The following is a 14,063-nucleotide window of genomic DNA, read 5'->3' on the forward strand; positions in this document are numbered from 1 at the left end:
AGTTGAAAAACTAATTAACTTATTGTATGAAGGGATATGACCGTTCAACTCATCTTCGAAGCTCTCGCATCGCCCGTAAGGCGAAAGATTCTTGCTTACGTGGCCCACACCGAGCTTAATGCCGGGGACATTGCCGCGCGCTTCAATATGACAAAGCCATCCATTTCGCAGCATTTGTCATTGCTGGAGAATGCCGGACTTGTATCCAGCGAGAAGCGCGGCAAATATGTCTATTACCGGCAGGTATCCGATACGCTGGCGAGCACTTTGACCGGGTTTGTTCAGGATATCTGTCCGATCGGACGACCTCTACGCCGGGAAAGTGCAGAGCTGGAAGAACAAAAGCAACCCTAGTGGATCAGCACCTGAACCGGCTGCGGTTCAGGCAAAACTTGATGTTTTCAGAAATTCGGCGAGGCGCTCGCTCTTGGGTTTATGAAACATATCGCGTGGATTGCCTTCCTCGCCGATAAGTCCCTGATTCATGAAAATCACCCGGTTGGACACCTCATAGGCGAAGCGCATCTCGTGAGTGACGAGCAACATGCTCATTCCATCCTGTGCCAGGGATTTGATTACCTGCAGCACCTCGTTCACCAACTCCGGGTCCAGCGCCGAGGTGACTTCGTCAAAGAGCATCAAGCGGGGATTCATCGCGATGGCCCGGGCAATGGCAACACGCTGCTGCTGGCCCCCGGATAATTGTCCGGGAAAATGATCGGCACGGGAAAGCAGTCCGACGCGGTCCAGCCACTTTTCGGAAACGGTGCGCGCTGCATCCTTCTCCATTTTCTTTACCTTGACCAAACCCAGCATCACATTGCCAACAGCGCTCATATGCGGGAACAGGTTGAACTGCTGAAAAGCCATGCCCGTCAGGGCGCGCTGGCGGGCGATTTCCTTTTCCCGCTTGCGCCGGCGCTGTGCTCCGGCCATTTCGTAACCGATCTCCTCACCATCAATGCTGATAGAGCCGCCTTGAAACTCTTCCAGCATATTGATACAGCGCAACATGGTGGTTTTGCCGGACCCGCTTGATCCGATGATGCTCACCACATCCCCCTGCTTCATGGTGCAGTCGACGCCTTTCAGAACCTCGACATTACCGTAGCTCTTGTGCAGGCCCCGGATTTCAAGAAGGTTTTCTGACATCCCGGAATCCCCTTAGGATGGAACCATGATCTTGCGCTCGACATAACGGCCTAAACGCTCGATGGCATAGTTGATGATGAAATAGAGAAAGCCTGCGAAAAAATAGAATTCGAGGCTCATGAAGGTTCTGGAAATCAGTTCCTGCGTGCGGAGCAGCAACTCGGCGACCCCGATGATCGACAACAATGTCGACGCCTTGACCATTTCAGCGGCGGTGTTCACCCAGGCGGGCACGACCTGTCGCAAAGCCTGCGGTCCAAGCACGTAGGCGAAGGTCTGGGGGAACGTCAGCCCGATAGCCTTGGCCGCCTCGGTTTGCCCCTTTGGGATGGCTTGCAGGGCGCCGCGAACAATCTCGCCCACATGGGAGCTGCAGAAGACGGCAAGCGCAAGAATCCCTGCCTGAAAAGGCCCGAGATCAAGGCCCACGGTTCCAAGCACGTAATAGCTGGCCAGAACCAGAACGAGAACCGGCGTTCCTCGAATAAAATCCGTGTAGCCACGCACAATCCACCGCAATGGCGCCTTGCTGTAGGTCAGCGCCAGACCAACGAAGACCCCGAGCACAGTGCCGCAGCAGATCGCCAGAAACGAAATGGAAAGCGTGACACCGATGCCTTTGAGGATGGGCCAGCGGGCGAGCCAGAGAACGTCGAGAAAGTGCGCCATATCCATCACATCACCTCGGCAGGGCCAGACGGCGTTCCAAGGCACGCATCAGCGCGGCGAGGGTCGAGCAGGTAAAGACATAGAGGCAGCTTGCGACCATCCAGGTCTCGATGACCCGAAAGGTTTCGACATTGATCTTGCGGGTCTCGAATGTCAGCTCCGGCACGGCAATCGCCGCAGCAAGCGATGTATCCTTGAACAGCGAGATGATTGTGCTGCTCAGGGATGGCAGGATGTTGCGAAACATCAGCGGCGCGATGATCGATGTCCGTATCTGTGTTTCCGTCAAACCGATAGCCAAACCGGCCTCTCGCAATCCCGGCGGGATCGACAAGAGACCTGACCGAAACACCTCCGCCAGATAGGCACCCGAATAGACTGCCAGCGTGAACACGAAACTTTCGATCTTGCCGAGACGAACACCCAATTGGGGAAGGGCGAAATATGTAAACAGAACGAGCACAAGGATTGGCGTATTGCGGATGATGGAAACGTAGATTGCCGCCGGCCGTTTCACCAATCTGTTTTTGGCCATCAGGGCAAAGGCTACCCCCAGTCCGATGACCGCGCCCATGAGAATTGCGCCAAAGGCAAGGACAAGGCTGAGCCCCAGCCCCAATAGCAGATCATCAAAGCTGCGCCAGACGGCAGCAAAATTCAGCGTGTAACCCATGGATATCCGCCACCAGAAACAAAAGAAGGCGGCCCTGCACCAAACAGGGACCGCCGGAGCAATTATTTGTATTCGACGGGAAAGCCGATCTGTGGAGGCGCAAGATCCTTGCCGAACCACGTCTTGAACGATTTCGCAAAGGAATCAAATTCAACACCAGTCATGGCTTCGTGCAGCGCCGTATTGACGAAGTTCAACCAATCCTGATCGCCGCGTTTCACACCGCAGGCGTAGGTTTGCGGGTTCCAGCCATAACCGGCATCCTTGTACCGGCCCTGGTTCTGGGTCATGTACCACGCCAGTGACGATTGATCCGTGGCAACCGCATCCGCGCGGCCGGATTCAAGTGCCTGATAGATCAGATCGACGGAGTCATACTGATCGACCTTGGCCTCTGGCAGGGCTGCATGCACCATGGACTCGGCATACACATTCTGCAGCACCGAAATTGTCACCGAAGACCCCGCCGCCTTGAGCGCCGCATAGTCGGCATATTTGCCATCGGCCTTCAGCATGAGGCCGACACCTTCCCGGTAATAGGGGATGGTGAACGCAATCTGCTGCGCTCTTTCGCCCGTCACCGTCATGAACTGGCAGGTGATATCAACCTTGTTCGTGGTGATATTCGGAATCCGCGCGTCGGATGACTGGTTGACGAACTCCACCTTGTCAGGATCGTTGAACAGCGCCTTTGCAATGATATGACCCATATCAACGTCAAAGCCCTGCAATGTGTCATCGGCACTCTTGAAATGCCAAGGAGCATTGGTGCTGCCTGTACCCAGAACCAGATGGCCGCGAGCCAATACTTCATCAAGTTTGCTTTTGTTGTCCTGAGCGAGCGCTTGCCCCGACAGTTGTGCAAGAAATACGGCCGCAGCGGCCGTTGCGTAAAATAATCTGGACATTTTTAGTTCCCCTATCCGTCGAGCGAATATTGTGCTTGATCCATTATTATGGAATATAATATTTAATAATGGATTTCGTGATAGGATAACAAGCCCTGTAACTTGTCAAGCGGGATTTCGCGCATGGAAAACCGGCACACGCCTGAGGTGGCGTGCGCTGGACTGGTCGGGAATGCGTAATCTCTGGCAACGATAGCGGGATGGGAGACGTCGTGCCTGATCCGGGGATCAGTTTCCCATGATCAGGTCAAACAAGGTGGTCTTGCGACTTTTCTGGCCATTGCCACCGACTGTACCCGGTGGCGTTGGGTGCGTCGAACCGGTCTGGTCCTCGAGCCCTACCGATGGAACAGGCGCACCCGGATTGAGCTGCGCTGACGGAACACCTTCTGCGGCGGGAACGGAATCAGGCAGAGCATCATTCCCGTCTATAACGGTTTCATTCATGCGATAACTGCCGGGCAATTCAGCAACCGGCACGCCCTTATGCGCGGCAACCATGAACTCTTTCCACGCCAATGCAGGCAGACCGCCGCCGGTGACTTTCTTTGTCGGCTTGCCATCATCATTGCCGAACCAAACACCGGTGGTCAGGTTCGATGTATAGCCAATGAACCATGCATCGCGGAAATTCTGGCTGGTGCCGGTTTTGCCTGCTGCTGGCCAACCAAATTTTGCCTTGGTCGCCGTACCGCTTTCGACAGTCTGGCGCAGCATCGCATTCATCATGCCGACATTGCGCTCGCTGATCACCTGATCCTGTTTGGGGCTCTTATATTCGTAAAGCACCTTGCCCTCATTGGTGGTGATACGGCGGATGATATGAACCGGTGCCTTGTAGCCGCCATTGGCAAAGGGCACGAAAGAATCGGTGAGTTCCAGAAGGGTAACTTCCGAGGTTCCCAGCGCAAGCGAGGCATTGGCGTTAAGGTTCGAGACAATACCAAGCCGATGCGCGGTATCCACGACCGTGCTCGGGCCGACTTCCATAACCAGCTGCGCGGAAACCGAATTCAGCGAACGAGCCAGCGCCTCTGCCAATGTGACCTTGCCGAAATATTTGCCGTTGTAATTACCGGGCGTCCAGTTGCCGATGCGGATCGGCGCGTCGACACGCACGGATTCGGGCGTGCGTCCCTGCTCCAGTGCCGAGAGATAGACAAATGGTTTGAACGTGGAGCCCGGCTGGCGTTTGGCTTCGCTGGCCCGGTCGAACTGGCTGTTGGCGTAGTCATAGCCGCCTACCAGTGCGCGGACAGCCCCCGTACCATCGACGGAAACAAGCGCGCCTTGTGAAACATTCAGCTTTTCGCCGTTTTTCTGGATGAGGTCACGGATTGAGGCCTCACCAAGCTTTTGCAAGCCAAGATCAACCGTCGTGTCGATGATCACGTCAGCGCGCACATCACCGATAAGGTCAGGCAGTTCTTCCATCACCCGGTCGGCAACATAGTGTTCCGAACCGCTCCAATAGGCGGCAGCACGGGTCGCGGGCTGCTTCATGGCAAAGGTCAGTTCCTTGTCGCCAATCATGCCCTGATCGCGCATGGCAGCGAGCACAAGCTGCGAGCGCTCGGCGGCAGCTTTGGGATCGCGGGCTGGGGACAGGCGCGAAGGTGCTTTCAGGAGCCCAGCGATGACAGCCGCTTCGGACAGACTGACGTCATGGGCCGATTTGTTGAAATAGCGCCGTGAGGCAGCGGCAACGCCATAGGAGCCGGAACCAAGATAAACCCGGTTCAGATACATCTCCAGAATCTGATCTTTCGAGTATTTATGCTCAAGCCACAGCGCAAGCAGCACTTCCTGTACCTTGCGCTCCAATGTGCGGTCCGGGGTCAGAAACAGGTTTTTTGCCAACTGCTGCGTGATGGTCGAGCCGCCCTGCACCAACCGTCCGGAGACCACATTTGTCGCCATGGCGCGGGCAAAACCGATGGGATCAACACCAAAATGCGAATAAAAACGCCGGTCTTCAATGGCAACCACGGCCTGCGGCAGATAAGGCGACATCTGATGAAGTCCAATGGCTTCGCCGCCCGTGGCGCCGCGATTGGCAATCAGATCACCTTCAACCGAAACGATTTTCACATTGGGCGGACGATCAGGGATCGACCATGTGGTCGTCTGGGGCATTTTTGCAGCAAAATAGATGACAGTGCCTGCCACTGCGATACCGCCCCAGATACACAGAACAAACGACCAATAGACGAGACGCCGCAAAAGGCCGAAGAAGCCGCGACGCTGCCCGCGCCCAGAACGGCTGCGCTTTGATCTGGCGGATTTGCGCGGCGACGTCTTGCGCTTCTGGCTCCGCACGGGTCTGTCCTCCGGGTCAGCACGCATGTCATCGTCATCCGAACGGCGGTTCGAACTGAACCCCGGCTCGATGCGTTGTCTGCCCTTGTCGCGTGATGCCATTGACTGAAATACCCGCCCCAACCGGTGCCGCAAAATCCTTTGCGACCCGTTGCAGGGTAAATGCGGCGATTTAAGGTGGGGTTAAAACCGCGTTCACTTTTCCGGAACAACGACCGGCTCGCCTTTTCTGACGATATATGTTGCAAGTTCCGACGTTTTGCCGCTGCTGACGTTCTTCGCCACATGGGCAACACCATCGGGAATAAACAGCGCCTCGCCCGCCTTGAGCGTTACAGGCGGTCTGCCTTCAAGCTGGTACTCCATTATTCCTTCAAGCACATAAGCAACCTCAACGCCGGGATGGGAGTGTTTTATGGAGACGGCACCCGGTTCGAAATCGACCCGCACCTGACTGAATTCGCGCCCGGCAACACCGAGATCATTCTGCAGAACATCAGTCCGTTGGACCGCCTGTTGCTGTGCGTGTGCCAGAGACAGCGGCATGCCGATCCCGAAAGCCAGCACTGCAGCAGCCATGATACGCGTTGTTTTCATGTCATCATCCTTTCGCACATTAAAATGGCGGGTGAACTTCCCATTCATCCGACATCAGGATTTGAACGCAGACATGTATCCGGGATGTTTCGGCTTGGAGGATTTTTGTAACACCATGTATTTGCCCTAAGGATATATCGGTATGTACGTTCCGCAGCCGGGGCATATCGAACCAATTGTTTTCATTACGAAATCGTAATGCCACCAGTCATCTCCCGTTCATTTTCGCAACGTTAAGTTGTCTTCACGGAGCGAAACAATCCGCTCGCGCTACAAAGGAGACGACCATGAAACGCATTACTCTTCTCGTCCTTTCGGGCACCTTCCTCACGGTATTTGCTGCCGGTGGAGCATTCGCCCAGACCGAGACCCCTGCAAAGGACCCTGCCCCGGTAGCAACGGACGCAGCAGCGAATGCCGGCCATTCAAAACGCGCAAAAATCGATGCCAATGATGATGGCGTGGTTGATCTTGCCGAATTCACCAACATGGATCGCCTGAAGCAGGCCGATACCAATGGCGACGGCACGCTCTCCAAGGATGAAATCGATGCCATGGCGTTGAAGCAGTTGGTGGAAAAGCGGGCGCGCCGCATTACCAACCGTCTTGATGTCAATGGCGACGGGGTGGTGACAATCGCCGAAGTTGAAAAACAGAAGGCAAAGCGATTTGCGCTATTGGATCGCAACGAGGATGGAAAGCTCGAAAAGAGCGAATTGCGGCACGGTTGGAAGCATCACAAAGGCCGCGAACATGACGGGCACAAGCATCGTCATCATGCCGATAGTGAGAAGCCAGCTCCCAAGGAATAATTGACAAGCTGATGACGGTCGCCCCAGTAGGCGACCGTCATTAGGCTGGTATCAGCCAAGCCGCATCGATAGCTCAACATCCTCACCAAACGGCGTAGAAAGATACCCGTTCGCAGGCGAGCGCACATAAGCAAGATAGTCGGGGCTATAATCGGCGTTATCAGCGACGATGAATGCTCCCGGCCGCAGACGGCTCTCCACCAGATTGAGGATTTCCGGATAAAGTGCCTTGGCACCATCGAGCAGAAGCAGGTCGACTGTTTCAGGAAGATCAGCGCTCAGCGTCTGCAAGGCATCGCCCTCCCGGATTTCCACCAGATCGATGAGACCACCATCGGTCAGATTCTTGCGCGCCCGCACCACTTTTGAGGGTTCGAACTCACTGGTGATCAGGTGGCCACCGCCATTGTCCCGCAAGGCTGCGGCCAGATGCAGGGTTGAGATACCGAACGAAGTTCCAAATTCCACGACCGTGCGTACATTGCCGCTTCGTGTCAGCATATAGAGCAACACCCCGGTCTCCCGCGAGACCGCAAGCGGAAGATCCTTGAGGCGGCCATAAAAATCGAGGTAATCGGTCTTGCTGCGCATAAGGCGCGACCGCTCCGCAGAAGAGAGCGCGGCCACCGCAGGGCTCGCCTGCACGGACTGGCTGTCGGCCTCTTCGAACAAGCGATCCAGCAGCGGCGCAAGCGGGGTTGATGTCAGGGTGGTCATAGACAGTCTCCGGTTTGAATTGAGCGCTTACTTGCGCCGGATCAAAAATACGACTAATTCGTCATATTCGCTATTCGCATTGCCGGAGGCCGCCATGACGGATCGACCAAGAGCCCAGATTTCCTCAAGAAAACAGCCCAAACAGGCACGCTCGGCTGACCTTGTTGCCGCGATTTTGGATGCAGCTGTTCAGGTTTTGGAAAAGGAAGGTGCCCAGCGTTTCACCACCGCGAGGGTGGCTGAGAAAGCCGGTGTCAGCGTCGGCTCGCTCTATCAATATTTTCCGAACAAGGCAGCAATCCTCTTCCGGCTTCAAGGTGACGAATGGCGGCAGACAAGCGATTTGATGCGCAACATTCTCGAAAACGTTGCGCAGCCGCCTTTTGAACGGCTCCGCATATTGGTTCACGCCTTCATTCGCTCCGAATGCGCTGAGGCGGCGATCCGTATGGCACTCCACGATGCCGCCCCTCTCTATCGCGATGCACCGGAATCCCGGGAAGCGCGTGCCTCGGGAGCCCGTACCTTCGCAATCTTCATGCGGGAGATACTACCCGGGGCTTCGCCAGAGGTCCTCGCCTTGGCCGTTGATCTGATCGCAACGACATTCAGCAGCGTGGGAAAACAGTTTTCGGAAAGCCCACGAACACCGGATGAAATCGAAGCCTATGCGGAGGCCATGGCCGATATGTTTTGCGCATATCTCAAGGACCTCGGCAGCCGCTGAAATTGATGCTGGAACCGGGCTAGAGCCTCAGCGGCATGGAAAGCAAAGCGCGGAATCTTCCGGTCTCATCGTGCCCCGCATTGCACGAGCCAACACCGGGAAACCGGGTTTCCAAGCGATGGGCAACGTTGGCAAGACCGATACCCATGCCCTGGATTTTAGCCGGCCCCGCCGTACTGGACTTGGCACTGTCATTTTCCACCGTGAGATACAGAACCTGCCCGCTGCTTGTGGCGCTGATGGTTATCTCGACCATACCCGGCGTGGTACCCACACCATGTTTGATGGCGTTTTCGATCAATGGTTGAAGTATGAGATTTGGAACAAGCGCGTCTTCAAGCTCCGCTGCAACATTGATGCGCACCTTCATTCGATCAGAGAAGCGTTCGCCTTCAATGTTCAGGTACTCGGCCTGCAAGGCCAGTTCCTCGCCCAGCCGAACGTCATTCATTGGGTCAATTTCAAGGGTGGTGCGCAGGAATGAGGAAAGCGACAACACCATACGCCCAGCACTTTTGGTTGCGCCCTCTTCTATCAGCCCGGCTATGGAATTGAGCGTATTGAAGAGAAAGTGCGGATTGACCTGATAGCGCAGCGCGCGCATTTGCGCCGAAAGGGCTTCCTCCCGTGAGGCCGCCAGCAACCTTTCGTTTTCACGCATCTCATAGGCATAGAGGATGGATATGAACAGACATGACCAGCCGAAAAACAGCGACATATCGTAAACGAGTGTATAGCCAAAATCAGTGAAGTTGAATTTTGCCACCTCGGGCCAGGCGCTCACCACATAGACAAGGTGATCGCAGAGCGAATGCATGGCGCCACCCATTATGGCCAGTGAAAAGCACGCGAATATTTTTACGGCCAAGTTGGCGTTTCTCAATCTGAATAAGACGAATGTGATTGAGAATGTTATGAGCAAACTGAACAATGACAAGATGAGCTTGGCAATGATCGAGTTGATCTGCGTCAGGCCCAGAATCTGGAACAGCGTATTGCTGATGACAAACTCACTGGCCCAATAAAATATACCCAGGCGGAATGTTGTTCGCCGTATGTCTGTGACATACGAACCATCATTCACCGCGACCCTTTCTTGGACATATTCCATAGCGCTCTTATCCCCCAAACAACCGCATCTGTCGAGGAACACGTAACGACGTGAGCCAACGGGATTGGGGAGACGAGAAAACCCAAATTCTCTATTGTTTTCAGAGCACCAGCGCTGCCTGGGCTTGTTAACGAAAGAAACGGACGCTATGCCCATCCGGTAACAAAGAGAAAGGCAATTCCATGAACATGATGTCCCTGCCAGCTATCCTCGGCATATCGGCTGGAGCCGCTATCGTGACCACATTCTCCAAAAAGAATCGCGAGAAAACAGCAGCAAAAAGGGCATTGTTATTTGTTGGCGGCTTTGCGGCCACTCTGGTGGTGCTTCTCGCTCTCAACTTCGGCATCTATTATTCCAAGACTGCCTGAAGCCTTTCTTAGAGCTTTGATAGAAACGCCGCCCTTACCGGCGGCGTTTGACTTTTCGTAACAGCGATCAGATAGGCTGTGCCAGAAAATCGATGTGATCACCGTCAAATGTGTTCACATCATTCATGATTGCAGCAATGTCAGTTCCCCGATGAAGCAGGTTTCCTTCCGGGGTAATGACCGAAACCTTGTAGCCAAGCGAAAACAGAAACCCCAGATAGTCTTCCGGTTTGACACTCGATATCCATCCGATCAAGCTGGGATTGAATTCACTGATAATCAGCGGACGGAAACGCCGGAGTGTCCGGATCATCCCGTTCAGTGCCTTGTACTCCGCCCCTTCAATATCGATCTTGACGAAATCCACCCTGTCCCATTCATGCAGGACATCATCCAGACGCACACATGGCACGAGCCGCTTGATTTCAAGCGACTGGCCGGAAAAAACTGTCGCCGTTGTTCCATTTGATGATGACCCGCTCAACGAGAGGACATCCGTTCTGTCGCTCACCGCTGTCAGCAGAATTTCGATCTGGGTGAAGGCATTGGCGTCACGGCTTGCGGCAAGCAACCGGCCATTTTCCACATTCGGCTCAACAGAAAGAACGCGCCCCGTATGGCCCACCAGGGACGCGGACAGCATTGAGAAATATCCGATATTGGCGCCAATATCGACCACGCGCATACCCGGCTTCACACACTCCTGGAAAATGCGGGTGACATTCGGCTCATAGGCGCCGGAGACGATATGTTCGCCGACATCACCGTCGTTGCGATCCGCAAAGACCCAGGTGTTATTGATGAACACTTTCTCCAAACCCGTCTGCGCCGGGGGATCGAGCATGCGACGGCCCTGAAACTCAAGGGAGTTCAGATATTTCCTCACGACAGTTTCAAGCGGCAAACCAACAAATGTGTAGTGGTCTTTCTCCACTTCGTTCATCAGGCGTCCAAGTATCAACCGGAAACAGTAGTCAATGTCTGCCGCTGTCGCTTCCATAGGCTGGCCGTCCTCCTTTTAACTTTACGCATCACCTTATGACGTCATGTATACAAAATTAGATTGCAGAAAATCGAATATCACAAGATTTTTTTCATTCGCCTATTTGAAAAAATACTTTGAGCGGTTTTTGCCGCTTGGCAGTTTAACTTTATGCCATCGACGTAAATCATTGGAAATCGACAGAAGTGCCAATCAATGCTTTGATTGGCATATCCGGCCGATCGCCAATCAATTGAAGTAAAATAAGAAGCCGATAGAACGGCCTCATTCATACCGGGGACAAATCCGATGAAACTATCAGGTGCTGGAATGATGGCACCTATTGCCAGCAATGACAACGAGGAAAGCCGCGCCAAGAACCGCCGGGTCGTTCTGGTCAAGCTGAATTAAACGGAATTCAATCGGGCCGCGCCTGAAAAGGTGCGGCTCACGGTTGAGAAGTCTGCGACAGACGGTTAGGCTATGAGGAGAAGCTGCATCAATGCAGTGCGTGGTGCGTGGTTCGACAAGCTCACCATGAGGGAGATGGGTGATGAAAGGCTGATCGCAGAGATTGCACTTCGCCAAGTTTGCAGAACTTGACTCCCTTTCATCACCCATCTCCCTCATGGTGAGCTTGTCGAACGACGAGCCCGTGAACCACTCACTATAGCCTGCAGCGCCCCCTATACTGGAGTAGATAATGCGGTTTGTCGTTCTTGCCTGTGCGTTGATGATCCTGAACGGTTGCGGTGGCGGCGCCATTGCACGGCTGAACCCATCACCAGACTCCGAAGCGCAATACCGTCTTGGCGGGTGTCAGCTGCGAGGGCAGGGAACCTGCAAGGAACAGCTTGATCCGGCGGCCACGCCAGCGCCGACGGGCACGCCAGCCAGCTGAAATTGCTCTTCGATCCGAATTAATACATTGGCGCATTCTGTCGATTCTTGGCGCGCGAAAAGATTATTATTCTTGTGCCCTTGAAAATTAAACGCAGCAGTTATATTTTAGTGTTGCGTAACGAGCGGTTCTCCTCCCATTTTTTCGCTCGTTGCGTGTTCCCCTCTGGACGCATTTGCGTTCACAATTCGCCGGGCTCTTGCCCGGCTTTTTTGTATCTTGATCCGGCAAGATGATATTTCGAGCCAATTGGCCATCCGGATCGCTCATTCGCAGCGCATTTTTGCTACCATCACCTGAATTTTACTTCCCGTTTTGAATTATCGCGTATCAAAGAGAGTAAAATCGGGGGGGACGGGCTAATCATGAACGCTGGCGAGAAAATGCGTGTCGACTGGGTCGATATTGCCAAAGGCATCTGCATTATCTTTGTCGTGATGATGCACTCGGTGCTCGGCGTCGAGAGCGCCGCTGGAGCGCGTGGTTGGATGCACCCGGTCGTGTCTTTTGCCCAACCATTCCGCATGCCTGATTTCTTTCTAATCTCAGGTCTGTTTCTCGGGCTGGTAATCGACCGGTCATGGCGGCGCTATGCCGATCGAAAGATTGTGCATTTCATCTATTTTTATCTGCTCTGGCTGACGATCCAGTTTCTGTTCAAGGCACCGGGTATCATCGCCGAAAGCGGTGTTGGCGGTGCTGTCAGCGCTTATCTGCTTGCCCTTGTCCAACCGTTCGGCACACTCTGGTTCATTTATCTCCTGCCGATATTCTTTGTCGTCACGCGCCTCGTCAAATCCGTCAATGTCTGGATCATTCTGCTCATTGCCGCTGCTCTCGAAACATTCCCTATCCACACTGGTTGGCTTGTGCTTGACGAGTTCTGTAGCCGCTACGTCTTTTTCTTTGCCGGATATGCCTTTGCGCCGGTGATTTTTGATCTGGCGCAATGGTTGAGACAACGGCCATGGACAGCGCTTCTCATTCTTGGCGTATGGGCACTCGTTAATGGCTGGCTGGTGTTTCATCCGGCGTCGGCACCCTTTGCTGACTGGATACCGGAAGAGGCCTATACGTCAGGCGGGCTTGGCGGGTGGAGCAATGTGCCCATCATCTCACTGCTGGCAGGTTTTGCCGGGGCATTGGCCATCGTTTCGATTTCGGCTTTGATCGCCAGACTTGGCTCGATACCCGCAGCACAATGGTTTGTCCGCGCCCTGCGTTGGCTAGGCGCTCATTCCATTGTCGTCTATCTGGCCTTCTTCCTGCCGATGGCGATAGCACGAACGGTTCTGCTGCGATCAGGCTTCATTACGGATATCGGCACGATTTCTCTGCTCACCGTCATCAGCGGCGTATTGGGACCGGTTATCCTTTATGGACTGGTCCAGTGGACAGGCTATGGCCAGTTCCTGTTCAAGCGCCCGCAATGGGCCCATATAGACAGCGCGCCCACACCACATGGCAGGGGCGCGCTCGCATCGGCCGAATGAGTTATCAGCTGTGGGCGAAAATATCCTGTTCGTCCCAACCCATCAAATCAAGCTTGGAGCGGGTTGGCAGGAACTGGAAACAGGCAGCAGCCTCTTCCGCGCGTCCATCACGCTTCAGCCGCTCGATGAGGATTGCGCTCAAGCGATGCAGATAAAGCACGTCCGACGCCGCATATTCGAGCTGTGCCTGTGACAATTCAGGGGCAGCCCAGTCTGACGATTGCTGCTGCTTGGATAGGTTCACGTCAAGCAATTCGCTGCAAATCTCTTTCAGGCCATGCCGGTCCGTATAGGTGCGGGTCAGGCGCGAGGCAATCTTGGTGCAGAAAACCGGCTTCGGCATGACACCGAAGGCGTGATAGAGGACTGCAAGGTCAAAACGGCCAAAATGGAAAATCTTGGTGATGGCGTCATCACCAAGAAGTTTCACCAGATTGGGGGCTGATGTCTGTCCCTTGTCGATCTGGATGACATCCGCCGAGCCATCGCCGGGCGAAATCTGCACAACGCATAGCCGGTCACGATGCGGGTTGAGCCCCAGCGTTTCCGTATCAATTGCGACAGCATTGACCTGATAATTGGCAAGGTCGGGCAGATCATTGCGGTGAAAGCGGATGGTCATCAAAATCTC

The 14,063-nt window shown here is 54.4% G+C and carries 16 protein-coding genes; 6 read left to right on the forward strand and 10 right to left on the reverse strand.

The window, feature by feature from the left end; genetic code table 11:
• The first annotated feature begins 36 nt into the window (after positions 1-36).
• The gene (locus tag BLU05_RS07285; protein ID WP_091878912.1) at positions 37-354 is read left to right on the forward strand and encodes a metalloregulator ArsR/SmtB family transcription factor; all 318 of its coding nucleotides are present in this window, start codon (positions 37-39) and stop codon (positions 352-354) included.
• A gap of 27 nt (positions 355-381) precedes the next feature.
• Here BLU05_RS07285 and BLU05_RS07290 read toward each other — a convergent pair whose 3' ends face one another.
• The 6 genes from BLU05_RS07290 to BLU05_RS07315 all read right to left on the reverse strand — a co-directional run bounded on the left by BLU05_RS07290 (position 382) and on the right by BLU05_RS07315 (position 6,318).
• Positions 382-1,152, reverse strand: a complete 771-nt coding sequence (locus tag BLU05_RS07290) for an amino acid ABC transporter ATP-binding protein (protein WP_091878913.1) — start codon at positions 1,150-1,152, stop codon at positions 382-384.
• Positions 1,153-1,164: 12 nt separating this feature from the next.
• On the reverse strand, positions 1,165-1,827 hold the full coding sequence (locus BLU05_RS07295) for an amino acid ABC transporter permease (protein ID WP_091878915.1): 663 nt from the start codon (positions 1,825-1,827) through the stop codon (positions 1,165-1,167).
• 4 nt (positions 1,828-1,831) lie between these two features.
• A complete protein-coding gene (locus BLU05_RS07300; protein WP_091878916.1) occupies positions 1,832-2,494 on the reverse strand; it encodes an amino acid ABC transporter permease in 663 nt (220 codons plus the stop codon).
• 62 nt (positions 2,495-2,556) lie between these two features.
• Positions 2,557-3,402 carry a transporter substrate-binding domain-containing protein gene (locus tag BLU05_RS07305; protein ID WP_091878917.1) on the reverse strand — a complete coding sequence of 282 codons (846 nt, stop codon included), beginning with the start codon at positions 3,400-3,402 and terminating at the stop codon, positions 2,557-2,559.
• Positions 3,403-3,630: 228 nt separating this feature from the next.
• Complete coding sequence (locus tag BLU05_RS07310) at positions 3,631-5,823, reverse strand: transglycosylase domain-containing protein (RefSeq protein WP_091878919.1); 2,193 nt, start codon at positions 5,821-5,823, stop codon at positions 3,631-3,633.
• A gap of 93 nt (positions 5,824-5,916) precedes the next feature.
• Positions 5,917-6,318, reverse strand: a complete 402-nt coding sequence (locus BLU05_RS07315) for a cupin domain-containing protein (RefSeq protein WP_091880140.1) — start codon at positions 6,316-6,318, stop codon at positions 5,917-5,919.
• A 287-nt stretch (positions 6,319-6,605) separates the two neighbouring features.
• Here BLU05_RS07315 and BLU05_RS07320 point away from each other — a divergent pair, with 287 nt between their 5' ends.
• A complete protein-coding gene (locus tag BLU05_RS07320; RefSeq protein WP_091878920.1) occupies positions 6,606-7,130 on the forward strand; it encodes an EF-hand domain-containing protein in 525 nt (174 codons plus the stop codon).
• 51 nt (positions 7,131-7,181) lie between these two features.
• On the opposite strand, the gene BLU05_RS07325 is transcribed toward BLU05_RS07320, so the two are convergent.
• A complete protein-coding gene (locus BLU05_RS07325; RefSeq protein ID WP_091878922.1) occupies positions 7,182-7,847 on the reverse strand; it encodes an O-methyltransferase in 666 nt (221 codons plus the stop codon).
• Positions 7,848-7,941: 94 nt separating this feature from the next.
• Between BLU05_RS07325 and BLU05_RS07330 the strand changes: the two genes are divergently transcribed.
• Positions 7,942-8,574, forward strand: a complete 633-nt coding sequence (locus BLU05_RS07330) for a TetR/AcrR family transcriptional regulator (RefSeq protein WP_091878924.1) — start codon at positions 7,942-7,944, stop codon at positions 8,572-8,574.
• 19 nt (positions 8,575-8,593) lie between these two features.
• On the opposite strand, the gene BLU05_RS07335 is transcribed toward BLU05_RS07330, so the two are convergent.
• Positions 8,594-9,841, reverse strand: coding sequence for a sensor histidine kinase (locus tag BLU05_RS07335; protein ID WP_244518229.1), 1,248 nt, complete (start codon positions 9,839-9,841; stop codon positions 8,594-8,596).
• 26 nt (positions 9,842-9,867) lie between these two features.
• Here BLU05_RS07335 and BLU05_RS07340 point away from each other — a divergent pair, with 26 nt between their 5' ends.
• Positions 9,868-10,056, forward strand: a complete 189-nt coding sequence (locus tag BLU05_RS07340) for a hypothetical protein (protein WP_091878927.1) — start codon at positions 9,868-9,870, stop codon at positions 10,054-10,056.
• Positions 10,057-10,123: 67 nt separating this feature from the next.
• On the opposite strand, the gene BLU05_RS07345 is transcribed toward BLU05_RS07340, so the two are convergent.
• Positions 10,124-11,056 (reverse strand): FkbM family methyltransferase, encoded by a 933-nt coding sequence (locus BLU05_RS07345; RefSeq protein ID WP_091878928.1) that lies wholly within the window; start codon positions 11,054-11,056, stop codon positions 10,124-10,126.
• 685 nt (positions 11,057-11,741) lie between these two features.
• Here BLU05_RS07345 and BLU05_RS07350 point away from each other — a divergent pair.
• A complete protein-coding gene (locus tag BLU05_RS07350) occupies positions 11,742-11,939 on the forward strand; it encodes a hypothetical protein (RefSeq protein WP_091878930.1) in 198 nt (65 codons plus the stop codon).
• Positions 11,940-12,304: 365 nt separating this feature from the next.
• Entirely contained in the window at positions 12,305-13,432 is a 1,128-nt protein-coding gene (locus tag BLU05_RS07355; RefSeq protein WP_091878931.1) for an acyltransferase family protein, read from the forward strand.
• A 4-nt stretch (positions 13,433-13,436) separates the two neighbouring features.
• On the opposite strand, the gene BLU05_RS07360 is transcribed toward BLU05_RS07355, so the two are convergent.
• Complete coding sequence (locus BLU05_RS07360) at positions 13,437-14,054, reverse strand: ribonuclease D (RefSeq protein WP_091878933.1); 618 nt, start codon at positions 14,052-14,054, stop codon at positions 13,437-13,439.
• Between the last annotated feature and the right edge of the window lie 9 nt (positions 14,055-14,063).

The organism is Phyllobacterium sp. OV277, from assembly GCF_900104355.1.
Lineage (GTDB): Bacteria > Pseudomonadota > Alphaproteobacteria > Rhizobiales > Rhizobiaceae > Phyllobacterium.

Coding starts and splice junctions, on each gene's coding strand:
- BLU05_RS07300 (WP_091878916.1), bottom strand. CDS start 2,494: ATGGGTTACACGCTGAATTTTGCTGCCGTCTGGCGCAGCTTTGATGAT.
- BLU05_RS07345 (WP_091878928.1), bottom strand. CDS start 11,056: ATGGAAGCGACAGCGGCAGACATTGACTACTGTTTCCGGTTGATACTT.
- BLU05_RS07310 (WP_091878919.1), bottom strand. CDS start 5,823: ATGGCATCACGCGACAAGGGCAGACAACGCATCGAGCCGGGGTTCAGT.
- BLU05_RS07325 (WP_091878922.1), bottom strand. CDS start 7,847: ATGACCACCCTGACATCAACCCCGCTTGCGCCGCTGCTGGATCGCTTG.
- BLU05_RS07360 (WP_091878933.1), bottom strand. CDS start 14,054: ATGACCATCCGCTTTCACCGCAATGATCTGCCCGACCTTGCCAATTAT.
- BLU05_RS07295 (WP_091878915.1), bottom strand. CDS start 1,827: ATGGATATGGCGCACTTTCTCGACGTTCTCTGGCTCGCCCGCTGGCCC.
- BLU05_RS07285 (WP_091878912.1), top strand. CDS start 37: ATGACCGTTCAACTCATCTTCGAAGCTCTCGCATCGCCCGTAAGGCGA.
- BLU05_RS07340 (WP_091878927.1), top strand. CDS start 9,868: ATGAACATGATGTCCCTGCCAGCTATCCTCGGCATATCGGCTGGAGCC.
- BLU05_RS07320 (WP_091878920.1), top strand. CDS start 6,606: ATGAAACGCATTACTCTTCTCGTCCTTTCGGGCACCTTCCTCACGGTA.
- BLU05_RS07315 (WP_091880140.1), bottom strand. CDS start 6,318: ATGAAAACAACGCGTATCATGGCTGCTGCAGTGCTGGCTTTCGGGATC.
- BLU05_RS07290 (WP_091878913.1), bottom strand. CDS start 1,152: ATGTCAGAAAACCTTCTTGAAATCCGGGGCCTGCACAAGAGCTACGGT.
- BLU05_RS07355 (WP_091878931.1), top strand. CDS start 12,305: ATGAACGCTGGCGAGAAAATGCGTGTCGACTGGGTCGATATTGCCAAA.
- BLU05_RS07350 (WP_091878930.1), top strand. CDS start 11,742: ATGCGGTTTGTCGTTCTTGCCTGTGCGTTGATGATCCTGAACGGTTGC.
- BLU05_RS07305 (WP_091878917.1), bottom strand. CDS start 3,402: ATGTCCAGATTATTTTACGCAACGGCCGCTGCGGCCGTATTTCTTGCA.
- BLU05_RS07335 (WP_244518229.1), bottom strand. CDS start 9,841: ATGGGCATAGCGTCCGTTTCTTTCGTTAACAAGCCCAGGCAGCGCTGG.
- BLU05_RS07330 (WP_091878924.1), top strand. CDS start 7,942: ATGACGGATCGACCAAGAGCCCAGATTTCCTCAAGAAAACAGCCCAAA.